General features: G+C 46.6%; 17 protein-coding genes, 1 pseudogene and 1 riboswitch. Of the genes and pseudogenes, 11 read left to right on the top strand and 7 right to left on the bottom strand.

Features of this window, described 5'->3' with window-relative positions:
- Positions 1-388 precede the first annotated feature (388 nt).
- Together L5M38_RS06720 and L5M38_RS06715 are read left to right on the top strand one after the other, a co-directional pair.
- Entirely contained in the window at positions 389-808 is a 420-nt protein-coding gene (locus L5M38_RS06720; protein ID WP_105251518.1) for a curlin, read from the top strand.
- A 14-nt stretch (positions 809-822) separates the two neighbouring features.
- On the top strand, positions 823-2,328 hold the full coding sequence (locus L5M38_RS06715; protein WP_263178622.1) for a curlin: 1,506 nt from the start codon (positions 823-825) through the stop codon (positions 2,326-2,328).
- Positions 2,329-2,502: 174 nt separating this feature from the next.
- Here L5M38_RS06715 and L5M38_RS06710 read toward each other — a convergent pair whose 3' ends face one another.
- Positions 2,503-3,168, bottom strand: a complete 666-nt coding sequence (locus L5M38_RS06710) for a helix-turn-helix transcriptional regulator (protein ID WP_014611267.1) — start codon at positions 3,166-3,168, stop codon at positions 2,503-2,505.
- A gap of 394 nt (positions 3,169-3,562) precedes the next feature.
- Positions 3,563-4,171, bottom strand: a complete 609-nt coding sequence (locus tag L5M38_RS06705; RefSeq protein WP_168822493.1) for a DUF2238 domain-containing protein — start codon at positions 4,169-4,171, stop codon at positions 3,563-3,565.
- 154 nt (positions 4,172-4,325) lie between these two features.
- On the opposite strand from L5M38_RS06705, the gene serA reads away from it, so the two are divergent.
- Both serA and ygfZ read left to right on the top strand, forming a co-directional pair.
- On the top strand, positions 4,326-5,555 hold the full coding sequence (gene serA, locus L5M38_RS06700; protein WP_263178621.1) for a phosphoglycerate dehydrogenase: 1,230 nt from the start codon (positions 4,326-4,328) through the stop codon (positions 5,553-5,555).
- A 161-nt stretch (positions 5,556-5,716) separates the two neighbouring features.
- Complete coding sequence (gene ygfZ / locus L5M38_RS06695) at positions 5,717-6,679, top strand: tRNA-modifying protein YgfZ (RefSeq protein ID WP_173246731.1); 963 nt, start codon at positions 5,717-5,719, stop codon at positions 6,677-6,679.
- Positions 6,680-6,767: 88 nt separating this feature from the next.
- On the opposite strand, the pseudogene L5M38_RS06690 reads toward ygfZ, so the two are convergent.
- From L5M38_RS06690 to L5M38_RS06680, 3 genes and pseudogenes are all read right to left on the bottom strand, one after another.
- Positions 6,768-7,784 (bottom strand): annotated as a pseudogene (locus L5M38_RS06690) (two-component system response regulator).
- A gap of 48 nt (positions 7,785-7,832) precedes the next feature.
- Entirely contained in the window at positions 7,833-13,160 is a 5,328-nt protein-coding gene (locus L5M38_RS06685) for a PAS domain S-box protein (RefSeq protein ID WP_263178620.1), read from the bottom strand.
- A gap of 144 nt (positions 13,161-13,304) precedes the next feature.
- The gene (locus tag L5M38_RS06680) at positions 13,305-14,663 is read right to left on the bottom strand and encodes an alanine/glycine:cation symporter family protein (protein WP_263178619.1); all 1,359 of its coding nucleotides are present in this window, start codon (positions 14,661-14,663) and stop codon (positions 13,305-13,307) included.
- 250 nt (positions 14,664-14,913) lie between these two features.
- Positions 14,914-15,043, bottom strand: a riboswitch (glycine riboswitch).
- Between the two features lie 447 nt (positions 15,044-15,490).
- Here L5M38_RS06680 and L5M38_RS06675 point away from each other — a divergent pair.
- The 6 genes from L5M38_RS06675 to L5M38_RS06650 all read left to right on the top strand — a co-directional run bounded on the left by L5M38_RS06675 (position 15,491) and on the right by L5M38_RS06650 (position 23,630).
- Positions 15,491-16,165, top strand: a complete 675-nt coding sequence (locus tag L5M38_RS06675; RefSeq protein WP_263178618.1) for an ABC transporter ATP-binding protein — start codon at positions 15,491-15,493, stop codon at positions 16,163-16,165.
- Positions 16,155-18,794 (top strand): ABC transporter permease, encoded by a 2,640-nt coding sequence (locus L5M38_RS06670; protein ID WP_263178617.1) that lies wholly within the window; start codon positions 16,155-16,157, stop codon positions 18,792-18,794. The genes L5M38_RS06675 and L5M38_RS06670 overlap by 11 nt, the downstream gene beginning before the upstream one ends.
- Positions 18,794-20,002: a lipocalin-like domain-containing protein gene (locus L5M38_RS06665; protein ID WP_263178616.1), complete on the top strand. Its 1,209-nt coding sequence runs from the start codon at positions 18,794-18,796 to the stop codon at positions 20,000-20,002. The genes L5M38_RS06670 and L5M38_RS06665 overlap by 1 nt, the downstream gene beginning before the upstream one ends.
- Positions 20,003-20,440: 438 nt before the next feature.
- Entirely contained in the window at positions 20,441-20,710 is a 270-nt protein-coding gene (locus tag L5M38_RS06660; protein WP_071940060.1) for a chaperone NapD, read from the top strand.
- Positions 20,707-23,202: a nitrate reductase catalytic subunit NapA gene (napA, locus tag L5M38_RS06655; RefSeq protein WP_263178615.1), complete on the top strand. Its 2,496-nt coding sequence runs from the start codon at positions 20,707-20,709 to the stop codon at positions 23,200-23,202. Before L5M38_RS06660 ends, napA begins: the two co-directional genes overlap by 4 nt.
- Positions 23,199-23,630 (top strand): nitrate reductase cytochrome c-type subunit, encoded by a 432-nt coding sequence (locus L5M38_RS06650; RefSeq protein WP_263178614.1) that lies wholly within the window; start codon positions 23,199-23,201, stop codon positions 23,628-23,630. The genes napA and L5M38_RS06650 overlap by 4 nt, the downstream gene beginning before the upstream one ends.
- A gap of 267 nt (positions 23,631-23,897) precedes the next feature.
- Here the strand turns inward: L5M38_RS06650 and L5M38_RS06645 are convergent, their stop codons facing one another.
- Positions 23,898-24,050: a hypothetical protein gene (locus L5M38_RS06645; protein ID WP_081729124.1), complete on the bottom strand. Its 153-nt coding sequence runs from the start codon at positions 24,048-24,050 to the stop codon at positions 23,898-23,900.
- A gap of 93 nt (positions 24,051-24,143) precedes the next feature.
- Here L5M38_RS06645 and L5M38_RS06640 point away from each other — a divergent pair, with 93 nt between their 5' ends.
- Positions 24,144-25,031, top strand: a complete 888-nt coding sequence (locus tag L5M38_RS06640; RefSeq protein WP_105251505.1) for a LysR family transcriptional regulator — start codon at positions 24,144-24,146, stop codon at positions 25,029-25,031.
- Positions 25,032-25,082: 51 nt separating this feature from the next.
- Here L5M38_RS06640 and L5M38_RS06635 read toward each other — a convergent pair.
- A partial coding sequence (locus L5M38_RS06635; protein WP_263163063.1) for a transposase occupies positions 25,083-25,294 on the bottom strand: 212 nt, incomplete at its 5' end.

Genomic DNA, 25,294 nt, shown 5'->3' with positions numbered 1-25,294 from the left:
GCTACAATTAATTAAACCCCACAGCAGTTTCTCACTGGCACAAACGCGTGCTTTTTTATCAAGAAAATGCGAACGCGATAGTCGATGTATTTCCCTTCACTTGTTATTGCATTGTTTAAAAATTAAACACTCTCTTCACAACAAATACGACTTAACTACTAGGACAACTAGACTAGACCCCTTAAATAAAAACACGTCAATAAACATATAAAATCTATTTAATCAATACGATATTAATACAGCCATCATTTACCTTCCGTTAATCCTTTCTAGAATAAATACCCGTTTGGCCAATTGCGACATATTAACGGGACTCGTATCTTCAGGTCTGAATTTGGGATGCAAGTTGCTTTAAGCAGCCCAAGATATTTGATGCAAGGAGTCACCCGTGCCAAATACCTCTATACGCTTTTTGGTGCCGCTGATCTTGCTCTGTAGTTGTATGACTTCAGCACAAGAGCTGAATGTCAACGAGTTACCCGTAACCCTTCAGGCATTACTGGAACGTTCCGGTCGCGATAACCTTATCGAGCTGGTTCAACAAGGCACTGCCAACCAAGGATTACTGTTCCAGTCAGGCAGCGATAACAAGGCCGATGTAACACAAGTGGGCAATGATAACGATGCGCTAATCACACAGATTGGTTCAAACAATGAAGTCCAACTACTGCAAGTCGGCAGTCAAAATACGGCTTCAGTGACACAAATTGGCAATGACAATCTCGTGCAACTGAACCAACTAGGAAGCGGCAACTTTTCGATTCAACAGATTGCGGACGGTGCTGCAATCTCAATAACTCAATATTAAACAGGGAGCGTCACATGAAATCACAAGCTAAAAAATCACTTATTGCTTTGGCCATTGCAACAGGTTTAAGCGGTCAAGCTTTTGCTGCCAGTACAGTGAGCGAAATTAGCGTAGTACAGTCAGGCCAAGCCCAAGACACTTTAGTCTCACAAACGGGTGGCCTTAACGCTGCTGCGGTTGTGCAAACAGGTACAGATCAAACCGCAACCGTCATCCAAGACGGTGTGTGGCATGAAGCGGCTATTAATTCAACGGGTGATGATAACAAGGTCCAAATAACGCAACAAGTTGACTGGCATGTGGCAAGTGCAAATGTTGTAGGTGACAACAACAATGTAAATGTGTCGCAAGATGGTTTCTTTAACCAAAGCAGTAGCGATGTTACTGGCAACGATAACACTGTATTCGTTAACCAATTAGGCGAAGTCAACGAAAGCCAAGTTGAAATCACTGGCGCTGAAAACAGCGTGTTTGTTGAGCAAGAAGGCGATGCTAACTTTGCAGTTTTTCGCGTTGAAGGCAGCAACAACGACGGTAAAATCACACAAATCGGTGACAACAACCAAGCGGGTTTAATCGCTCTCGACTTAACCGCTAACGTGGGTAACAACAACGACGTTTCTGTTAATCAAGCGGGTAACAACAACTTTGGCGCGGCTAAGGGTATTGCAGGCGACAACAACAAAGTAGACATGGTCCAAAAGGGTGATAACCATGTAGGCTTCGTTTACGCACTGGCGGGCAGCAAAAACGATATTTCAATGGATCAAAAAGGTACCGGCAACACGGCTTATCTTGCTATGACTACGGGTGATGACAACAGTGTCGATATTACCCAAAATGGCAGCGGCAACACTATCGGTGATACTTTAGTGGCCGATATCCAAGGTGATGATAACGATATTACTATCACTCAAAAAGGCGATGTCAACGGTGCAGAGTTCCAAGTATGGGGCGATAGCAACGATGTTGACTTGAAACAAAAAGGCGATGCGAACTTCGCAACCTTTGGTGCATACGGTACAGATAATGACTTCGATTTATCCTCTAAAGGCGATAACAACGAAATCATTGCCTTCGCTGATGGTGAAGATAACAGTATTGAAGTTAGCCAAGAAGGCGATGAGAACTTTGCTTATGTAGATGCCGTGGGTAGCGATAACGAAGTTGATGTTGAGCAAGATGGCGCTGAGAACGAAACATTGATTTCTGTTGCTGGCAACAACAATGCCGATGTCAGCGCACTTCAAAGTGGCGATCTTAACGTTATTGACCTGATTATTGAAGGTGATGAAAACACCGCGCAAATTACTCAATCAGGTAACGGTAACTGGGTAGGCGGCGATAGCGACACTTCATTTGCTTCAAATTCATTTGGCGTTAGCGGTGACAATAACAGCCTGTCAATCACTCAAACGGGTAATGACAACTTAGTGTTAGGTTCTCAAGCGGGCACTAACAACAGCATCAACGTGAACCAATCAGGCAATATGAACGTTGCCACTGTAGTGCAATACTAGTCAATACTGTTAAACCACCACAGCTAAACTCTTTGGTGGTGGTTTATAAAAAGGGTGTTAAACAAAAAGCGGGAATGTTTAAATAAACATTCCCGCTTTTCTATGTTGATATGCTAGTAATCATTAACATTAACCACTCACAGCGAAAAGCTAACGACCAATATCTTTAACTGACTAACTGCACAGCTCAAAGTGAGTTTGATAGGTTTGCGCCCAACGTAAAAGCTCAACCCGATTACGAGACTGGGTCTTGCGGAAAATAGAAGAAATATGCGCCTTCACTGTATGTTCGCTGATACATAACCTATGAGCGATTTCTTTATTCCTCGCACCACTCGATACGAATTGAATGATAGTGCGTTCACGGGATGTCAGCATCTGCAGCATAGCCACAGTATCAGAGGGCATTTCATTATTACCTTCTAACTTTTGTACGACACGGCGGAACATTTTGCTTAGCAAAGTTCTATCGTACCAAAGTTCCTCTGCCACCATTTTACGTAAACCCGTTAACATCAGATCCATACGTTGATCGGCAAATAAAATACCTCGAATGCCGAGTAACATTGCAGATTCTTGGTCTAAGGAGTCTCGCTCAACTTGATACAGCGCCACAGGAAAATGTGACACTAATCGCGAAGCTAACAGAGGTATCCCTTTGTTATCTAATGCTGAACCTTTTTGGGTGATCAGATAAAAACTACGGCGACTCTTGTCTAAATCCAGTTCAGCCGCATGCTTTACTATACGCGTTTTCAAACCTATGGATTCAGCGAGTAACGCTAAATGACATGGCGCGGCCATTTGGTGTAAAAAAACCAATTCATTAATTGTGCTCAATGACTCTCCTCCCTGAAAAGTATTCTCTATTGCAAAATGGTATGTTTGACTCGTCTTTTTAGTTAGATTTTTCAACATTCCATTAACCTAGTTAATTCTGACTAGTTAACGATTGAAAAACATCACCCAAATGTACTATTCCCTGTTTAATGCTAGTAGGTTCGACTAACTCACCACAATAAAATGGAATAACAGTCAAAAATACCGTTTTACTTGGCCAACGCCCAGCACCTAATACTTTCCAACTATGACGTTATCAATCCAAAGTTGCAACACAAAGAAAACACAATAACAACACTAAAGTATGACAACTCAATGTCATCACACTCACACCATATATTTCAGAGAAGAAAGTCTTACAACTCGAACAGAGAGCATCACCCACTTTTAGCCGCTAAATCCTCTGCTTGAGTCTCGCGATTTGTTTATCTTGAAAACGAGACAGTAAAGCTAACGCGACAATTGCACCAATGAGGGCAAGAAACATGTCAGATTGGGTATCCCATACATAGCCTTGAGTACCTAAAAAGGCTTCAGCCCCTTCGCCAGTTGCCACGGCAACCCACCATTCGATCAGTTCATAAAACGCCGAAAAAGCGAGCACAAAACAAGTGGCAAGAAACGCGCACCAAGCCCCAGGTTTGACAGCTTGATTACGCAACATAATTTCACGGGCGAGCATGGCTGGGATAAAACCTTGCGCAAAATGACCTACTTTATCGTAATTATTACGTTCTGAACCCATCCAATCGGCAATCATGTCGAATAACGGCACTTCAGCGTAAGTATAATGAGCGCCTACAAACAACACACAGCAGTGTATTAAGACGAGAAAATACACTAAAGGTGTCAGTGGAAAACGTTTGCGAGTAAAGAATAAAATCGGTACAGCAATCAATGCAGGCAAGGCTTCGAGCCACCACGTGAAAGGATCTGCGGGTTTTATCGCCGACCACACCAAAACTGAGAGGTAAATACCGCACCATGCGATTTTGTTATTCAATGTTTCTTCCTCTTATGCGATATTGTTCTAAATTTAGAATATTAACTTTAGCCATCTAGCCCTCCACACTGAGCAAAAAAAGTGCTACTTTGGTGGGTGAAGGTTGTGAGCATATCATAAGAAACATTTCTATTAATTAGAGGGTACCCATATCATGGCGAAACATTCGCTGGACAAGGATAAGATCAAGATCCTGCTGTTGGAAGGCGTCCACCAATCTGCGGTCGATGTATTTGAACGTGCGGGATACACCAATATCGAATACCACAAAGCTTCCTTAAGCGATGAAGCCTTACTTGAGTCCATTAAAGATGCGCATTTTGTCGGACTTCGTTCGCGTACCCAATTAACTGCTGAGGTGCTGAAACGTGCCGAGAAGTTAATCGCGATAGGATGTTTCTGTATTGGAACCAACCAAGTTGACCTTGCCACCGCCGAATCCCTTGGTATCCCAGTATTTAACGCTCCCTTCTCAAACACGCGCAGTGTTGCAGAACTCGTAATTGGCGAAATCATTATGTTGATGCGGGGTATCCCTGAGCGTAACGCCATCGCCCACCGTGGCGGCTGGATGAAAACCGCCGCTGGCAGCTACGAAGTGCGCGGAAAAACCTTAGGCGTAATCGGTTACGGTCATATCGGTACTCAGCTTGGTATTCTGGCTGAGACGCTGGGCATGCGCGTGGTGTTCTTCGATATCGAAGACAAGCTGCCGCTAGGCAATGCACAACAAATTCATTCAATGGAACAATTGCTGGCGCAAGCTGACGTAGTGAGCTTACACGTACCTGAAACCCCACAAACCAAAGACATGATAGGCGCAGCTGAATTTGCGGCGATGAAAAAGGGCAGCATCTTTATCAACGCATCACGCGGCACTGTAGTCGATATCGAGGCCTTAACAGTCGCACTCAAAGAGCGCCACCTTGCGGGCGCGGCGATTGATGTGTTCCCAGTTGAACCACAATCGAATGACGATGAATTTATCAGTCCCCTACGCGGTTTAGACAATGTTCTACTCACGCCGCATGTCGGCGGTAGCACGGCCGAAGCACAAGAAAACATTGGTATCGAAGTCGCAGGTAAGCTCGCTAAATACTCAGACAACGGCTCAACCGTTTCTGCAGTTAACTTCCCTGAAGTGTCATTACCAACGCATAAAGGCACCTCGCGCTTGCTGCATATTCACCAAAACCGTCCGGGCGTGTTGATCAAGATCAACCAAGCCTTCTCGGAAAAAGGCATCAACATCGCCGCCCAATATTTGCAGACCACCGCAGAAATTGGTTATGTCGTGATGGAAGTCGACACAACTCAAGCGGAAGAAGCCTTAGTTGAACTCAAAGCCATTGAAGGTACATTGCGTACCCGCGTGCTGTTTTAAACTTTAAACTTTAAACTCCACTCGCTTTAAGCCTATCGACTAAAGCACACATATTAAGGCGCACAGATCATTCACAGATATGTGCGCCTTATGCTTTTGAGCCAACTGGAATTCCGTTACAATCTAGCCTCTCACATCGTCTTCATTTTCAGGATCTCGCTATGACTATTTCAGTTTCTACGCCCCATTGGGATCTGGACGCTACCTTGCCTCCACTTATGCTTGCCAACTTATCTCATTTGGGCCTCATCAAAGTCGTTGGAGAACAAGGCCGCAGTTTTATCCATGGCCAAGTGACCACAGACATCAGCTCATTGGCCACGGATCAATGGCGCTGGGGCGCCCATTGCGATCCTAAAGGTAAAATGCTGGCAAGTTTCAGAACCTTTGCCATTCAAGATGCACTCTTTATGTTGATGCCAAAGGATGCCATCGAAGTCGATTTACCCCAGTTACAAAAATATGCCGTGTTTAGTAAAGCCACCCTAAGCAATGCATCCGCTGAATGGACTCTGCTCGGGGTTGCCGGTGAACAGGCAAGCCAATTCGTGAACAAACATTTTGGTGACATTCAGCAAGAGCTCACACTCATTGAAAACGGTGCGATTTTAAAAGACGCTGAACGTTTTATTTTAGTATTAACACCAGATGCCGCAGCGGCTTTAGTTGCGCAATCGGAACTGAGTGTATTTGACGCCAGTGCATGGCAAGCGTTAGAGATTGCAGCGGGTTACCCCAATCTTGCCGCCAGCCATGCCAGCCAGTACGTACCGCAGATGTGTAATCTACAAGCGGTTAACGGTATCAGCTTCAATAAGGGCTGTTACATGGGGCAAGAAACCATAGCGCGAATGAAATATCGCGGTGGTAATAAACGCGCCCTGTATATTTTGCGCGGTCACACCAATCTTCAAATCACCCTAGCATCAGGCCTCGAAATCGCGATGGAAGACAGTTTTCGCCGTGGCGGTCAAATCATTGAGTTTGTACAGCGCGGCAACCAAGTCTTGTTAACCGCCGTACTTCCTAATGACACGGCTAATGATACTCAGCTACGTTTTGCCGACGATGAACAATCACATTTAACGATCCAAGCCCTGCCCTACTCATTAGATGAAGCGTAATACTTTGATTTAATATGATTAGTATAAAATATTGAAGCAGAATAAAGGCGCCAATGGCGCCTTTACCTTAGTCAATGCACTTCGAGCATCAATTTTCTAAATAAGTATCTCTAATGGCAATTGCTTCTGGCAGGATTTGCTTGAACTCCTCCACCAGCTTAGGATCGAAATGTTTTCCCGCTTGATTTTCAAATAGCTCCATAGTTGCTTCAATTGTCCAAGCCTGCTTGTAAGGCCGTTGCGAAGTCAGCGCATCGAACACATCCGCAATCGCGGTGATACGCCCTTCAAGGGGAATTTCTTCACCTACCAAGCCATTGGGGTAACCTGAACCATCCCACTTCTCATGGTGAGTTAAGGCGATACGACGGGCCATTTGCAATAACGGATCGCTATGTTCACCAATAATTTCTGCACCTATGGCGGCGTGCTACTGCATAATTTCCCATTCCTGCGCATCAAGTTTCCCAGGCTTTTTCAGCACTGCATCGGGCGTACCGATTTTACCAATATCGTGCATAGGCGCCGCATTAAAAATCAAGTCACAAAAGGTCGTCGGTAAGCCGAGCTTTATCGCTAATATGCGGGCGTAATGGCTCATACGCACAACATGTAGACCCGTCTCGTTGTCCTTGTATTCAGCAGCACGGCCAAGACGACGGATAATCTCGAAACGGGTTTCTTCTAATTCGTGAGTACGAACTTTAACTTGTTGTTCGAGTAGACGTTTTTGATCATAAAGCGCAAGATGTGTTTTAACCCGCGCTTTAACGACAGGCGCACTGACAGGCTTAGTAATGTAATCCACCGCACCCAATGCAAAACCTTGGGCTTCATCAGCAATTTCAGATAAGGCGGTCACGAAGATCACCGGAATATGGCTGGTCAGCGGCTCTTGCTTTAGCAGCTTGCAGACTTCATAGCCATTCATACCTGGCATCATGACATCGAGTAGAATCAAGTCAGGCCGCGATTTTGTCACTAACGCTAATGCCCTTGGCCCATCGATCGCCACTTTGACTTTGTAATCATCACCTAGAATACCGATCAAAATATCAATATTCTCAGGTGTGTCATCGACGACTAATATTGTTGCTTTTTCCATTAACAACTCCACTCAATGTCACGCATTATAAATTCGCACTACCGCTTTCTATCCTAACTGTGTAATTACATCGTCAATTAAGTCGATTGCCTCATCAAACTGATACTGATTAATCATAGACAAGGCAGGGGTTAACGCTTGCCACATTGCACTACTTACCTGCGGCTTTAACGCATCAATTTTTGCCACAGCGCTGGCATCGGCATCATCTAAGTTCTGCCGCAAGGCCTGTAATGCCGCCCTTAAATCTTCAGCAGATAATAAATCAACGGCTTGAGGTTCGGCTTGATTCACTATCACAGGCTTAGCCTGTTCAATCGCATCGCAGATAGAGGTCACTAGCGGTTGAATTTGAATCAATTCATCTTCATAGGACGCTTTCTCTGTTAAATGCAACTCAAGCAAACGCGCTAATTCCACCAATTTTGCCGAACTTAAATTGCCCGCTAAGCCTTTAAGGGTGTGTGCAATACGCACGGCATCTTCGACTTGATTCGCCGCGATGGCTTTGCGAACCTGCTCCACGACATTACGTTGACTGCTCACGAAACGATCAAAGATTCGTTGATAAAGACGCGTCGAATGCTGCACCAGTTGCAAACCTCTATCGATATCCAGCTCAGGGTGTTCTGGCCACTTGAGCAATACCGTTTTATCAGCGCCATTGCTGACTTCACCCTGTGCGCTGGACGAAGTTAACCGAGTTGAGGCTTCTGCCCTTATCGCTGCAGAAATTCCAGAAGAAGATCCGAGGTATTTCAATAGGGTTTGATAAAGCACATTCACTTCTATGGGCTTGGCAATATGGTCATTCATCCCAGCCCGAAGACACATATCTCTATCACCAGCCATCGCATTCGCAGTCATAGCGACGACAGGTAAATTTGCCAACTCAGGCCTTTTCCTTATCGCTTTAGTGGCTTGATAACCATCCATCACCGGCATTTGACAGTCCATTAACACTAGATCGAAATGCTGTTGGGATAGCTTATCTAAGGCAATTTGGCCATTGGTCGCTATGGATAAAATAATCCCCACTTGCTCTAAAAACTCGCTGGCGACTTCAAGGTTCATCTCGTTATCTTCCACTAATAAGATACGCTTCCCTTGAAGTGGTAATAATAACTGCGGAGCCAGCTCTTCAGTGCGGCGTCTTACTGGCAATATGCCTTCACGGCCAATCGCATTCATTATGCCATCGAGCATGCGTGAGGCGCTGATGGGTTTACTTATGTACCCCGCCAGTGCTAATTGCTCAATTTGAGTGATAAATTCATGATTCGCATGGGCGGATACCATCAAGATCTTAGGCTGAGACTTAGCCTGTAGTTGGATCTGACGGGCGGTTTCTAACCCGTCCATATTGGGCATTTTCCAATCGATTAATGCCACTTCATAGGTCTGCAGTAAGCAGCGGCTTATTGCTTCTTCACCTGAACGAACCGTATCGACTCTAAAGCCCATACTTTCGAGCGTTGTACGCATTATGTCCCTAGCGGTCGCGTTATCATCTACCACCAGCACAGACATGCCCTCAAGCTCTTGCTCAAGCACTAATTTTTGGCCCTCGGAAATTTGTAACTTCACAGTGAAATAGAAGGTGCTGCCATGACCAAATTGACTTTCGACACCAATATTGCCCCCCATGAGTTCAACGAGTTGCTTGCAAATAGCCAAGCCTAAGCCTGTACCACCGTATTTACGGGTGGTTGAAGTATCCGCTTGGGTAAAGGATTTAAATAATTTTGCTTGCTGCTGCTCAGTTAAGCCTATGCCGCTGTCACGCACGCTAAAACGCAGCACGACATCATCATCTTGTTGCTCAACTAAACTTAGCGACAATAACACCTCACCCCGTTCGGTGAATTTAATGGCGTTATTCATCAGATTAATCAACACTTGCCCTAATCGCAGAGAATCACCATATAAGTAACGCGGCACGTTAGGGGCGACTGCAAATAACAATTCAATCTGCTTGTGGGCGGCTTTCTCAGAGAACATATCGCTGAGATCTTCCAGCATAGTATCGAGCTGAAATGGCACAGATTCGATGTCGAGCTTACCCGCTTCAATCTTAGAGAAATCGAGAATATCATTGATAATTGATAGTAGAGACTGCGATGCCCGCTCAATCTTCTCTACATAATTTTTCTGTTTTTGATCAAGCTGAGTCTGCAAGCACAGCTGCGACATACCGATAATGGCATTCATTGGGGTGCGTATTTCGTGGGACATATTCGCCAAGAAGTCACCCTTGGCTTTACTGGCGGCATCGGCTTGCTCTTTGGCAAGTAACAGTTCATCGGAAAGCAATTTAAGCTCTGTCATATCGACCATGCTGATCACAGCCGATTCAAATTGTCCTTGGGCATCTAACAGTGCCGACACATTGACCGTCATCCATAAAGGCGCACCAGAAGGACGAATAAAGCTTCTCTCGCCACGATAATGGTCAATTTTGCCACCGACCAATTCCTTAAATTGCTCTTTGGCAATAAGCTTATCTTGCGCGCTAAGGACCTCAAAAATTGCGGTATTGCGTAAACTCTCCCGTGACCGCGCCATATCGGCACAGAATTGGTCATTACAATCTAAGATAACGCCTTTAACATCCACATTGACGATACCAATGGTCGCACCATCGAACAGTGCCTTAAAGTGCGCTTCACTGAGGGCTAACTCTTGTTCTATGCTCTTGCGTTGGGTGATGTCCATTACATACCCATTCCAAGTAATGGCGCCATCTTCTTCTACATGGCCGCTCGCCCCCGCCTCCATCCAACGTATGCTGCCATTGGGATGGCGATAACGAAACTCGCAGATCCATTGAAACCTATCTTCACTCTTACCTGAAAGTGCCCGTACGACGTCCGGCCTTTCTTCATCAAAAATCCGCTCAGCGATGGTGTCAAAATTACTAATAAGATCATCACGATGTAGCCCCAACATTTTCATTGCCGCACCAGAGAGAAAGGTAAATCTACGATCAGTAGACGAGTGCCATAACAATTGGTATACGGTACAAGGAATAGACTCTGTAATATTGGTCAATTGCAGGCGTGAAGCCTCTAGCTGTCCTATAGCAAGCTTACTCTCTGTGATGTCATCAATACTGCCGTCGAACCAAAGTGGAACGCCCTCTTCGGTATAACTTGCCTTACCTTTCTCATGCACCCAGCGCACACTGCCATCGCGATGGCGGATACGATATTCCACTTCAAAGGTTTCTTGCTGCGCGAGTGCTCTATCAATATGCAAATGACATGTAGGCCGATCCTCTTCTAAAATCAGCGAAGCAAAAGTACGTTGGCGATTTTCAATAAACTGACTCGCTGCATAACCCGTAATCTCAGCAATATTGTCACTAATATATTCCATGAACCATACATCCGCGATACGAGTCCGATAAACGGCGCCGGGAATATTAGTCACTAAGCCACGAAAACGCTGTTCGCTATCACGGATCTTCTGCTCAACGGCCAGTTTTTGCGTCATATCGCGTATTGAAGCCGCCACTTGCCTTTGTCCATCAAAGGCAGGGGGAAGAATACTCAGCGCTATTTCCGCAATAAATTCATTACCATCGGCTTTTAACGCCCGAACATGACGCGCATTTGCCATGCCTCTATCGCGGCCTTCACGCAGGAATGTTTGCCGCTCAAGTACATGCCCGTTTCCTAACTCTTGCGGCAATAACGCCTCAACCTGCAAACCCAGCATAGCGCCCGTTTCGTATCCAAAGAGCTGCTGACAGCGACTGTTAGTAAAGACGATTTTCCCAAGTTCGTCGACAATGAGCATGGCCTCGGGAGCGGCTTCTAGTACGGCATTTGACCAGACTGCCGCCGAAAACTGCTCAGTGACATCGGTAAATAACATCTCCACCGACATTAACTCACCCGTATCTGATAATAATGGCTGCATAAACACATCGAGCCTTCTTAAATGCCCTTTTTCATCCAGCATTTCCACTTGGTGCGAAGGCACATTTTGGCCCTTTAAGGCCAAATCGGTATATTCCCAGTTTTTCTCATTGAGGGGATTAGCCGAGAAGAGCCTTTGATATTTACGCTTGAGCAAATCAGGGGTAATCCCCAACACCTTAGTTACCCCCTCACTGACCTGGGCGAGTTGACCATTGGGTTCGAGGGAACAGTAGAAAGACTTTTCACTCATGCCATCAATTAGGCGCGCAAAGCGATTACCGCGGGAATCAAGAATGGCTTGTTCACGTTCTGCGAGTAATTCCGCCATTTGATTGAAGGTAGTACTCAGCGTCACTATTTCACTCACGGCACCTTTAGGTACAATAAGCTGCTGAGCTTTACCCTGTCCAAAAGACAAGATACCCGACTCGAGTAGCTCTAACGGCCGAGTTAATCGTTTCGCCGCCAGATAACAGGTCAGCAATAATAAGAGGGTTAATAAACTTAAATTGAGGATGATAGATGCTAGATCATCAAGCAGGGAGTTGAATAAATCTTGTTCTGGCGCTAATACAATCACACGCCACTTTAGTTGCGGTACAGTCACAATACTCGCAAGATAAACAACATCTTGGTTATCAGCAAACCTTGTTTGACCATCAAGCCTTTTATCCTGTAGCGTCCAAAAATCGGCATTTTTATTCTTATCGAGCCACTGGGCTGAAGTCGTTGCCAGTACTTTTTCTTTATCTATATGATAAATAAGCCGCCCTTGATCGTCTAAAACCACCAGACGATTTGGTGCAATCCCCAATTGTTTTGGCAATTCATCTAAAGCTAAATCAACCGTGGCGACCCCAAAATAATTACCTACCTCACCAAAAGGAGCCGAATAGGTCAACATCAGAATATTTCCCGCCCCCTCATCAAAGTATGCCTTTGACCAATAACCGTTCGTTTGATTGATAGCCTTACTCCACCAATCCCAAGTGCCATCGGTATAGTCGTAGCCTTCAGCGCCAATATCGAGGTAGTGTAAATCGTTACCACCACTTGTATCGCGGTAAACATAGGGAGAAAAGAGCTTGCGATTAGGAAAGGTGTTGGGTTTAAATGCGACTGCAGAGCCAAAAAAATCAGGATGACGTTTGACTCGATTCATCAAGACACTTTTAACACTCTCAGTGTCATTCATGTCTTCTTTACTTGACAAAAAACCAATAAAATCAGCAAGACCTTGGGTGTTGGCCTGCGCATGCTCGAGCAGAAACTGCAGACGAGAAGCCGAATGACTCGCCTCTTGTGTCAGGCTATGGTAAAGCCGATTCTCTGAGGAGATATAACTAAACCAAGCGTTTACACCATAGACACTCGCCATAATTAAAATGAGAGGCAAGGCTATGTGGGATAATATCCTGCTGCGAAAAGTACGAAGTTTACTTTTTTCCATGGCGTCGCCCTAAAGCCCTCGATTTTATAAACACTGCATTTAAAAATAGCACTTATAAAGTAAACGAAGAATTTAGTGGCGACAATGTCAAAGTTAAAATAATGTGAAGTAATTTATTGTTTTAAAAACACTAATAAGCCGTCTCTAAGAAGCCGTCTCTAAGGTTTGATTAGGTAAGATACGAGCAAAATAGCTTTGGGTTTCGGCGATAATGATATGCCTCAAGCCCACTATGGCGATCAAGTTAGGGATAGCCATCAAACCATTAACCGTATCGGCCAACAACCAAATCACATCCAGTTTGATAAAAGCACCACCGGCAATCAGCACCAAAAACACCACTTGATACATGCGTAGCCCGCGCTCACCGACTAAGTAATACCAACAGCGTTCACCATAATAATGCCAGCCCAAAATCGTTGTAAACGCAAAACACACTAGCGCAATCGTCACCAAATACTGACCCACAAGCGCTGAACCTCCCAGAGCAAAAGCAGCACTCGTCATCGCGGCACCCGCCGTCTCACCACTCCATACCCCAGTGATGATCAGCACTAAGCCCGTCATAGTGCAAATGATAATGGTATCGAAGAAAGTACCCGTCATGCTGACCAAACCTTGCTCAACGGGTTCATTGGTCTTCGCGGCAGCGGCGGCAATGGGTGCACTACCTAATCCAGATTCGTTCGAGAACACACCGCGGGCAATACCGATTTGAATCGCCTGTGCGACTGTCGCCCCTAAAAAGCCCCCCGCAGCTGAGAGTGGCGTAAAGGCAGATTCAAGCACTAAAGCTAAGGCGGGTAAAATCTGCTCGGAGAAACCGACTAAGATCCACACGCAGGCCAGCACATAACCAATCGACATCGCAGGCACAAGTTTTTGCGCCACATTTGAAATGCGCTTTACGCCACCCAAAGTGACTGCGGCAACTAACACAGTCAACACAGTTGCAGTCAACCAAGTCGGCACCTCAAAGGCAATCGTCAGTGCATCGCTGATGGCGTTAACCTGTGCAAAAGTACCGATACCGAAAAAGGCCACACCAACCCCAAAGAGAGCAAACAATTTCGCCATCCAAGGCAGACCAAGGCCGCGCTCGATATAATACATAGGGCCACCCGCAATCTGCCCACGAGCATCGGTGGTACGGTACTTTACCGCGAGCATACACTCGGCATATTTAGTCGCCATGCCGAAAAATGCCGCCAACCACATCCAAAATAACGCCCCAGGGCCACCCATTTTTATTGCCGTCGCCACGCCAACAATATTACCGGTACCGATAGTGGCGGACAGCGCCGTACAAAGCGCGGCAAAGGAAGATAAATCCCCATGACCTTTGGCAGGTTTAAACAACAATCCCATCGCCATCGGCAGACGAAATACTTGGATAAGCTTGAGACGCACAGTAAGGTAAACCCCGGTACCCACCAGCAAACAAAGGGTAATTGGGCCCCAGACGATGCCATTAATACTGGCAAGTAAAGCTTGAAAACTCATGATATTCCTCGAATATTAAACAACAAAATTAATAAACGGAGGAGGAAAAGAAATGGCTGTGACGCGCCGCAGTCGGACGCTATTGCAAACTATTTTGACCTAATCTCGGCCGAGAATCGCCTAAGCTGAACGCTAAAAGCGTAGCAAGCGAGAGCTCTACACGAGTGCTTTCAATAAGAGCAAAAGTACTCCATCTCAAGCAAAAGAGTAAAAATAGCCCACGACGACAAACGACAGGGACTGTGCAGTCATCCTCTCCTCTGTCCTTTTGCCTGAGCGTTTCGCGTCGCAGGTTATACAATAACACCACGACACTTTCGCCTTCGGCGCCACCTGATTGCACAATGAGTGCAACTGGTAGTCTCTCCAGAGGCTCGTCCAGTAACAGTCCACGCCTATCGGCACCTGAAAGAGTGCTTTGTTTTTATAAGAAGACTCGCTTCTGTAAAACCAAAGTTGCCTCGTCGGTGTGGGGTCAATTCCCCACTCTCCTGCTACCTTCATCCGAACGGATTGTTAGATTGAGATTGACTCCCAAGCTAACAGGACGCACAGAATGCAACAAATGCGGCGTCAGCTCAAGCCGTTTGCTCACAGTTCGCGGAGGATTTAATCCAGTTGACTATTTTTACACCAAATGACGATTTATGTTTTGTTACTCAGTGGATGATCCTATTACAAGAAAAATCAGTATCTATCTGAATAGAAAATGCTTTATCTTGAACATAGAATGGCAATGCTAAATTGCGGCCACTAAGTAAGTTGCCGCCGCAGTTTGAAACACTGCTTACCACACCCGCCGCCAATGAATATAAAGGAGTTGCTCAATGGCCGACGTCGCTAAGCTTAACCAAGTAACCAAAGGCTTTCGTGATGGTGAGCAATATCATCAAGTACTGCAAGCGGTTAATCTACAGATCCACAGAGGTGAAACCGTGGCGCTTACAGGTCCCAGCGGTAGCGGCAAAAGCACCTTACTCAACCTGATCGCCGGTTTTGAAATGCCAGACTCGGGTGAAATCTTGCTAGAACAAGCGTCCACCTCAACTTGGCAAGACAAAGATTGGAGCCGTTTCAGACGTAATTCCTTGGGCGTTGTGTTTCAGCAATTTAACTTACTCACGCCCCTAAACGTGAAAGACAATATCGCCTTCTCCTTAAGTTTAACCGCGCAGCCATGGTCAGCTTGGTGTGACTATCTGGTTGAAAAACTCGGGCTCTTACCATTACTTCATCGCCCAGTTGAAGCCCTGTCCGGCGGTCAACAACAGCGGGTCGCCATCGCCCGCGCCTTAGCCCATAAACCGACGTTACTGCTGGCCGACGAACCCACAGGTAACTTAGATGATGTATCGGGTAAGCAAGTCATGGCATTACTGTGTGAACTGGCACGGGAAAGCCAAACCAGTATCTTAATGGTCACCCACAGCGAAGAGTGCGCCGCCTTTATGCAAAAACGTTGGCACTTATCCCAAGGTGCAGTCGCTATCTATGAACAATAAACCGCTCACGAAAGCAACATCTGCTGGACTTCAGCAGACTTGGCTGAGGCTGACGTGGCTTAGGTTAACGTGGATCAGCCTAAAGGTGTTTATCGCCCATTATCGCCATGCGCCCATACAAGCAGGAGCCATTCTGCTCGGTATCGCCTTGGCCGTGACGCTACTTATTGGGGTTAAAGCGACCAACGATAATGCCGTGCGCAGCTATAGCGATGCGACTGAGCTTTTGAGTCAACGCGCCGATGTACTACTCACGCCGCCCCTAGGACAAAACACCTTAGATGAATCTGTCTATTTCGCCTTGAGACGAGCCGGATTGAGTCAGAGTCTCGCCATCGTGAATGGCAAAATCTCCGGTAAGAATGGTCAGTTTTGGCAACTGGAAGGCAGCGATCTGATTGCCGCATTAACGCTACAAAAATCGAGAAGTAACGCCTCGAGTGAAACGCAATCAACCACCTCGCCGCAGATGAATGCCTTACCGCTTGCCGATCTGCTGAATGGCGCACCCACAGTGATAATGAGCCGCAGCCTAGCCGCCAAAGTAGCGCCCGACGGTAAACTTGCTTTAGAAAATAGCACCTTAGACGTTATTGCAATTGATGATGATTTTGGCCTCGGCAGCGCCATCTTGGCCGATATTTCCCTCGCCCAGCGATTACTAAACATGCAAGGCAGATTGAGCTATATCGCCATGTTCAGTGAGCGAGAAAACCTACCTAAACTAAAATCCCAACTCGACGCTTTAGGGATTACGCCCCAAAAGGCCAGCTTTAGCCAACAGGATCAAGGCCAAGCACTGATAGCATTGACCCGCAGTTTTCACCTTAATCTTAATGCTATGAGCATGTTAGCCTTCGTTGTCGGCCTCTTTATCGCCTATAACGGTGTGCGCTACAGCCTAATGAAACGGCAAAAACTGTTAGTGCAGTTATTGCAACAGGGAATAGAGCGCCGCGCCTTGATGACGGCACTGATGTTCGAGTTGATTTTGTTGGTTGTCATAGGTTCAAGTCTGGGCTTTATCAGTGGTTTGCAACTCAGCCACTGGCTGCAACCTATGGTCGCCATGACCTTAGAGCAAATGTATGGCGCCCACTTGCTCCCCGGTATTTGGCAATGGACTTGGCTTTTTGAGGCAATTGTCCTCACCTTAATTGCCGCGCTCGCCGCTTGCTTGCCCTTGTATTTAGATCTTACGCGCCAAGCGCTTGCGCAAGGGGCGAATCGTTATCAACAAATGCAGGCACACCGCAAAACCCATAGCATTCAATTTGCCTTAGCCTGTGGCTTATTGACCTTAGCGGCGTTGCTGTTTCCCTTCAGTCAAAGCTATAACATCAGCTTAGTGTTGCTCGGTATCGTCGCTATCGCTATTCCCTTATTGTTGCCGCAATTATTGCATTGGGGCGTCAGTGCGTTAATGCCCTTGGCACGTCCTGGATTATGGCAATATCTGCTCGCCGAAACCCGTGAGCTTATTGCACCGCTTTCCCTTGCAATGATGGCGATCTTACTGGCGCTCAGTGCCAATGTGTCGATGAACACCCTAGTGGGTAGCTTCGAGCAAACCCTGCGAACTTGGCTAGAAACTCGCCTGCATGCCGATCTCTATATCCGCCCACCGAGCCAGCGTATCGACACGATTCAAACCCAATTGATGCACGATCCAAGAGTCAGCGGTCTTTATCAGCAGTGGCAAATTGAAGCCCAGCTTTCACTCCCAGTATCGACGGATAATTCGAGCGAGTTGACGATTCCAATTAGCCTACTTAGCCGTGATGAATATTCGATTCGCCACACCAGTGCACTAAAAGAAAGCCTGCCGACTCTGTGGCAATCCTACTTTAATGCCCCCGTGATCTTAGTGAGCGAGCCCTTAGCCATCAAATACCAATTGCAGCTTGGCGATAGCGTGTCATTGGATGCGCTTAAGCAAACCGATAGCAGCCAAGCTATTATCGGCGGCATTTATTATGACCACGGTAATACCCGCAACGAGGTGATTATCAGCCAGCCACTTTGGCAAAAGGCACAATTACCTGTACTGCCAATCAGTCTGGCAGCGAATTTTTACGGTAAAGAGCAAGGCAGTGAGATCAGTGAAGAGGATCTCGATGAACTACAAATCCAACTGGCTGCCGAGTTAGGCTTATCGCAAGCACAAATCTACAGCCAAACTAAGATTAAAACCCAAGCTATCGCCATGTTTAAACGCACTTTTTCCATTACCTTAGTGCTGAATAGTTTGACGCTAATTGTCGCCGCGATTGGTCTTTTTAGTGCCTGTTTAATGTTAACTCAGGCACGGCAAGCGCCACTGGCACGACTGTATTCCCTAGGCGTCAGTCGTAATGCGCTGCGCGGTATGGTGTTTATGCAGATGCTGATTGTAGTGCTGATCACTTGCCTGCTCGCTATGCCAACGGGTGCACTGTTAGGTTACCTACTCATCAACAAGATCACCTTGCAAGCCTTTGGTTGGACGATAAAAATGATTTGGGATTGGCAAGCTTACGGCCATGCAATACTGATAGCCTTAACCACCTGTACCTTAGCCGTGCTCTTGCCGCTGTATTGGCAAACCCGCAAGCCATTGGTCGCCAGTCTGCAGCAGGAGACCCTGTGATGAAAACACTCAATCTGAACAGTATTGTATGGGCAGTGGTTGGGTTAATGCTGATCGGCGGCTGCGATAAAACGCCATCAACGCAAAACACTCAATCCAAATCCATGGCCAATGTGGTGGGGAAAACCTCTACTAATCAAGATGATTTAGCTTTTACGCCTGTTGTTCCCGGCAATAGATTTGAATTTCCGCGGGATCACTTGGCACATAACAGTTTTCGCCAAGAATGGTGGTATCTAACCGCAAATTTAACTACAGAAACAGGTGAGCAACTCGGCGCCCAGTGGACGCAGTTTAGGGTCGCCCTAAAACCCACTGATCAGCAAGCAATAGCACCACAAACAACTGTTCCGCAAGGAACAGATGTGATAGCTAAAAATGAATCCACATGGAAAACTCAGCAGCTTTATTTAGCCCACAGTGCATTAACCTCGAGTAATGCTCACTTGGCCAATGAAAAGTGGTCACGCCGTCATAGCGAGTTTGCCGAGGTAAAATTAGATCCTTATCAAATCCGCCTCGATAACTGGCACTGGCAGAGCGAAACCAATGCACTCTTTCCCGCGACCTTAACGGTGGAGAATTCTGATTTTAGCTATCGACTTCAGCTTAATAGCCAAGCGCCACTGCAATACCAAGGCGTTAACGGCTATAGCCTTAAAAGCCGCGACGGCCAAGTAGCCTCTTACTATTACAGCCAACCCTTTATTGAAATTTCAGGTGAAATCAACCGCAATGGCAAAGTGGAGCAAGTCACAGGCCAAGGTTGGCTCGACAGGGAATGGAGCTCGCAATTCCTCACTAAAACGCAACAGGGCTGGGATTGGTTCGCGCTCAGGTTAAATGATGGCTCGACGCTGATGTTGTTTCAGCTACGGGATCAGTCTCCGGCAGAGTCCGCAAAGAATGCACCTATCTCAGCATTTTATAGCGCCAGAAGAATGTTTGCCGATGGCACAGGGCGCAACATTAATTCCACTGACAATCCCAATGACATTCAGATGACGCCTCTTAGATGGCAACACACAGTCAATGGCGACTATCCCGTTAGCTGGCAAGTCAAAATCCCCAGCGAAAATATCGATATCACTATCACCCCGCTCAATCCCAATAGCGCTATGCCATTATCAACGCCCTACTGGGAAGGCCCAGTGCATCTCTCTGGCAGCCATACAGGTACGGGTTATATGGAGCTAACGGGCTATTAACGTCTTATATATACTAAACAATGTGAATATAACTAATTATTCCTAAATATGTTCTATCGAAGGATTTTGCAAACATGCACGTCAGCTATTGCTCTTACTCAGAAATTTTATAAACACCTGTAATTGGTAAAAAGTATAGGATTCCTATCTACACACTTGTGCTTCCGTTAATGTTCACGGGTTCCAGATATGCACAATAGTATTCTCCATAAATGTACTCCTCACTATGTCCTAGTGACGACAGTGCTAACCGCTTAAATATCAAACTGGGAGTTAGATCACTCGCAAAACTTTGATCCGGATCGACTATCGCTTTCAATACCTCTTGTGAGGTATACCCACATTTTTTATCAGGTCTAGACTCGCCAGTATCAGCACTCGGTTACCCTCCTTTTTAATCTTAAGTAACCGAGTTTACGCTACTACAGGTCATCCAATATGAGTCAGGAATACCACGTCACCAGCCTTGTGGTGCATGCCACGCCTAAAACCTTACAGCAGGTTGAAGCCAATATCCGCGCATTAGTGGGTACTGATATTCATGCAATTACACCCGAAGGAAAATTGGTCGTTACCCTAGAAGGGAGTAGCCAAAGAGCGATTCTTGACAATATTGAAGCCATCAATGCCCTGTCCGGCGTGTTATCTGCCAGCTTGATTTACCACCAAGTAGAACCCTTAGTACAAGAGAGTGAGGAAATATTATGAGCATAAGCCGCCGCGAGTTTCTCAAGGCCAACGCAGCGGTTGCCGCTGCGACGGCCGTTGGCGTCACACTTCCCATTAAGATGGTCGAAGCCGCCGAACAAGCTGACAGTATCAAGTGGGATAAAGCTCCCTGCCGTTTCTGCGGTGTGGGGTGTAGCGTATTAGTGGGCACCCAAGCGGGCAAAGTGGTCGCCACTAAGGGCGATCCTGAAAGTCCAGTCAACCGTGGCCTTAACTGTATTAAAGGTTATTTCCTATCAAAAATCATGTACGGCAAGGACAGATTAACCACGCCATTGCTGCGGATGAAAGACGGCAAATACCATAAAGAAGGTGAGTTCACCCCAGTCAGCTGGGATGTGGCCTTCGATACTATGGCCGCGAAATGGAAACACAGTCTCGCCACCAAAGGCCCGACGTCGGTAGGTATGTTTGGCTCTGGTCAATGGACTATTTGGGAAGGTTATGCCGCCTCTAAACTTCATAAAGCAGGTTTCCTTACCAACAACATAGATCCCAATGCGCGCCACTGCATGGCCTCAGCCGTAGGCGGCTTTATGCGCACCTTCGGTATCGATGAGCCCATGGGTTGTTATGACGATTTAGAAGCCGCCGATCAGTTTGTGCTCTGGGGCGCAAACATGGCGGAGATGCACCCAATTCTGTGGGCACGAATATCCGATAGACGTTTAAGCAGTCCAACGTGCCGAGTGCATGTGCTGTCGACCTTTGAGAACCGCAGCTTCGATTTAGCCGATAACCCTATGGTGTTCCGCCCACAGTCGGACTTAGTGATCCTCAACTATATCGCCAATTACATTATTGAAAATAAAGCCGTTAATACCGACTTTGTCACCAAACACACTAAGTTTGCCCTTGGGGTTGACGATATTGGCTATGGTCTGCGTCCCGAACATCCGTTAGAGAAAAAAGCCAAAAATCCGGGCAATGGTAAATCCACGCCCATTAGCTTTGACGAGTATGCCAAGTTTGTCAGCACTTATACGCTGGAATATGCCGCTAAGATGAGTGGCGTCGAGCCAGAGAAGCTGGAGATTTTAGCCAAAGCCTATGCCGACCCTAAGGTGAAAATCATGAGCCTGTGGACCATGGGCATTAACCAACACGTTCGCGGCGTGTGGGCGAACAACATGCTTTACAACATCCATTTGCTCACGGGCAAAATTGCCACACCGGGTAACAGTCCTTTCTCATTAACAGGTCAACCTTCGGCTTGCGGTACTGCACGTGAAGTCGGTACTTTCGCCCACCGTTTACCCGCCGATATGGAAGTCACTAACGACAAGCACCGCGCCATTACCGAAAAGCTATGGCAAGTGCCTGAAGGGACCATTCCCGCCAAACCTGGCTACCATGCCGTACTCCAGAGCCGTATGCTCAAAGATGGCAAGCTCAACTGCTACTGGACCATGTGTACCAATAATATGCAGGCAGGCCCTAACATCAACGATGAGATTTACCCTGGCTTTCGTAACCCAGAAAACTTTATCGTGGTTTCAGATCCTTATCCAACCATCACAGCCATGGCGGCAGATTTAATTTTGCCAACAGCAATGTGGGTTGAAAAAGAAGGAGCTTACGGCAACGCCGAGCGCCGTACTCATATGTGGCATCAGCAAGTAAAAGCCCCAGAAGGCGCAACCTCAGATCTGTGGCAACTAGTCGAATTTTCGAAACGATTCAAAGTCTCCGAAGTCTGGCCAGCCGAACTGATAGCCAAACAACCGGAATACGCGGATAAAACCTTATATGAAGTGCTATTTGCCAATGGCGTGATCGACAAGTTCCCAACTTCCGATTGCAAAGCCGAATTAAACGATGAGAGCGAACACTTCGGTTTCTACCTGCAAAAAGGCATTTTCGAAGAATATGCAGCTTTCGGTCGTGGCCATGGCCATGATTTAGCCGACTTTGACCGTTACCACGAAACCCGCGGCCTACGCTGGCCAGTCGTTAATGGCAAAGAAACGCTGCGTCGTTTCGTTGAGGGGAGCGATCCTTATGTCAAAGCGGGTGAAGGCTTTAAATTCTATGGCAAGCCAGATGGCAAAGCGGTGATTTTCGCCCTGCCCTATGAGCCCGCCGCCGAAGAGCCGAATGAAGAATACGATTTATGGATGTCGACTGGCCGCGTGCTGGAGCATTGGCACACTGGCTCGATGACAGCCCGCGTACCAGAGCTTTACCGTGCCTACCCCGACGCGCAAATTTTCATGCATCCAGAAGATGCGAAAGCTCGCGGCGTACAACGTGGTGACGAAGTCATAGTGGCCTCACCGCGCGGTGAAGTGAAAACCCGAGTTGAAACCAAAGGCCGTAACAAACCGCCACGCGGCGTAGTATTTATGCCTTTCTTCGATGCGCGCCAGTTAGTCAACAAACTGATATTGGATGCAACCGATCCCCTGTCAAAAGAAACTGACTTTAAAAAATGCCCAGTGAAAGTCTTCAAGGCGGAGAATAACCAATGAGAAAAATACTCACCTTAACTGCGTTACTCGTCGCCATTACCGGCTGTTCAGGTCAGCAAACCGACACCAACGTAGCACCAGTTAATATTCAATCCCTCGCAGGAAACATGGCGATCACCGACATTCGCCCAGCCGATGCCATGGCGATTTATCCTAGTCGCGGCACCTCTATTGAGCGCAGTTTTAGCGAGCAACCACCGCTCATCCCACATAAGGACGATTACAAGATCACCTTAGATAAAAATGGCTGTTTAAGCTGCCATAGTTGGGACAAGGCAAAACGCATGAAAGCCACACCAGTAGCTAAATCCCACGTGATTGATGATAAAGGCACAGTTAACGGACATAACTATGCCTGTACTCAATGCCATGTCGCTCAGGCCGAAAACAAGCAACCACTCGTCGAGAATCAATTCTCCGGCAAGTAAATCTCCATCCCCTGCAAAGCCAAGCCACCCGAATTGATTAGGGTGGCTTTTTGCTATTTAAGCGTCCTATCCTAATGAGTTGGCTTAGAGCCAGTAATGAGTATTCAAGTAAATATAAGACTAAACGTCTATCGCTGGTTCAGCGTCCGTTGCTGAACAGTACTTTCACCAAGGAAGGGATTGAGCAGAAGTTAAAAAGGCAAAGTGAGAATCGAGGGAAATAAAAATAAGAGCAGAATCTAAAACACAGAAAAGTAAAAACCCAGCCTAGGCTGGGTTTACTTGTTGTTTTGCTTTATGCAAATCACCCGCTGGAGCCGTTTTAGTTACTTGCGCCGCTTTAGCGTTTTGCACATCTTTTGCCACAGGCATAGCCGCCTGCCACAAAGCACCTACCCACAGACTTGAACTTGATTTCATCGGTATTCCCCTGTTTTGTTAACAAGGTCAAAGTAATACTTAGGCTATCATTAGTAAAATGAATAAATTCCATAATATGGATTCCATTTGAGCATGAACATCCCAATCAAGACCTTACAGTGTTTTCTGACCTTAGTGGAAACTGAAAACTTTACCCGCGCCGCGCAGAAATGTTTTATCACCCAGCCGACACTAAGCAAAATAATCCAGAGACTTGAAGAAAGCCTTGGTGAAACCTTGCTGATCCGGAATAACCAAAAGGTTGAGTTAACTCAAGCTGGTCAGCTCTTTGAGCACAGTGCACGGGAAATCCTCGGCCAATGGCATAGGCTGCAGGAGGACATGAGTAACCTTAGCGGTCTTAAATCGGGGCGGTTGCGACTGGGTGTATGTCCTATGATGAGCAGTCTTATTATTGGTTTGCTCACTAGCTATCGTAAGCGTTATCCGGGAGTTGAACTACACATGTATGAGTACGGTGGATTCGGCTGCGAACAAGCATTGCTCAATAACAGTCTCGATATCGCCTTTACCGCGCTCCCCACGACCCATGAGACAGAACTCGTCAACCAACCCCTAACTAAGTACCCTTTACTCGCATGCCTGCCTGAAGGACATCCCTTAGCCGAGAAAGACCACTTAAAATGGCAGGACTTCCAGCCCTATCCTTTTATCCTCTATAACGAAGACTTCTCCCTCGCTAAACTGATTAATCGCCTCAGTCGCAAAGCAGGTGTTCAACTCAATATTGCCTTTCGCAGCGGCCAGTGGGATTTCCTCGCCGCCATGGTCGAAGCCGATATGGGCGTCGCTATTTTACCTGAGCCTATCTGCAATCGATTAAGCACCAGCAAACTGGTCTTTAAACCTATGCAGCCCGCAATGACATGGGATCTGGCGCTTATTTGGCGCCAAAGTTTACCTTTAACACCGGCGGCCAAGGCCTTGCTTGAATTGAGTAAACAAAAAACTGAACGCTGAGAAGATAAAGCAAGAACTAGGGTCTGTTGATCTTTGCTGTACAAATGTTGTTCAGCAATACATCGGCAGCCACATTAACATAAACGCCAGTGACACCATACTGGCGTAATTTCTTGCTAGCTTGTCATATCTTGTTGATATTGCTCGATAGTGCTTAATTCTTCCAAAAGCATTCTCCACTAAATGTCGATACCGATATAAGCACCAATCGACTCTTTCTTGAGGTGTATTCTTATAGCGGCGCCTTGGAATAACAGATTTCC

This window comes from Shewanella sp. SM101 (assembly GCF_025654465.1).
Taxonomy (GTDB): domain Bacteria; phylum Pseudomonadota; class Gammaproteobacteria; order Enterobacterales; family Shewanellaceae; genus Shewanella; species Shewanella oncorhynchi.
This window is presented reverse-complemented; position numbering and strand designations above follow the sequence as displayed.

Bases quoted from the DNA above. Each gene is read 5' to 3' on its own strand.
- L5M38_RS06715 (WP_263178622.1), top strand. From the start codon at position 823: ATGAAATCACAAGCTAAAAAATCACTTATTGCTTTGGCCATTGCAACA.
- serA (WP_263178621.1), top strand. From the start codon at position 4,326: ATGGCGAAACATTCGCTGGACAAGGATAAGATCAAGATCCTGCTGTTG.
- ygfZ (WP_173246731.1), top strand. From the start codon at position 5,717: ATGACTATTTCAGTTTCTACGCCCCATTGGGATCTGGACGCTACCTTG.
- L5M38_RS06685 (WP_263178620.1), bottom strand. From the start codon at position 13,160: ATGGAAAAAAGTAAACTTCGTACTTTTCGCAGCAGGATATTATCCCAC.
- L5M38_RS06680 (WP_263178619.1), bottom strand. From the start codon at position 14,663: ATGAGTTTTCAAGCTTTACTTGCCAGTATTAATGGCATCGTCTGGGGC.
- L5M38_RS06675 (WP_263178618.1), top strand. From the start codon at position 15,491: ATGGCCGACGTCGCTAAGCTTAACCAAGTAACCAAAGGCTTTCGTGAT.
- L5M38_RS06670 (WP_263178617.1), top strand. From the start codon at position 16,155: ATGAACAATAAACCGCTCACGAAAGCAACATCTGCTGGACTTCAGCAG.
- L5M38_RS06665 (WP_263178616.1), top strand. From the start codon at position 18,794: ATGAAAACACTCAATCTGAACAGTATTGTATGGGCAGTGGTTGGGTTA.
- L5M38_RS06660 (WP_071940060.1), top strand. From the start codon at position 20,441: ATGAGTCAGGAATACCACGTCACCAGCCTTGTGGTGCATGCCACGCCT.
- napA (WP_263178615.1), top strand. From the start codon at position 20,707: ATGAGCATAAGCCGCCGCGAGTTTCTCAAGGCCAACGCAGCGGTTGCC.
- L5M38_RS06650 (WP_263178614.1), top strand. From the start codon at position 23,199: ATGAGAAAAATACTCACCTTAACTGCGTTACTCGTCGCCATTACCGGC.
- L5M38_RS06645 (WP_081729124.1), bottom strand. From the start codon at position 24,050: ATGAAATCAAGTTCAAGTCTGTGGGTAGGTGCTTTGTGGCAGGCGGCT.
- L5M38_RS06640 (WP_105251505.1), top strand. From the start codon at position 24,144: ATGAACATCCCAATCAAGACCTTACAGTGTTTTCTGACCTTAGTGGAA.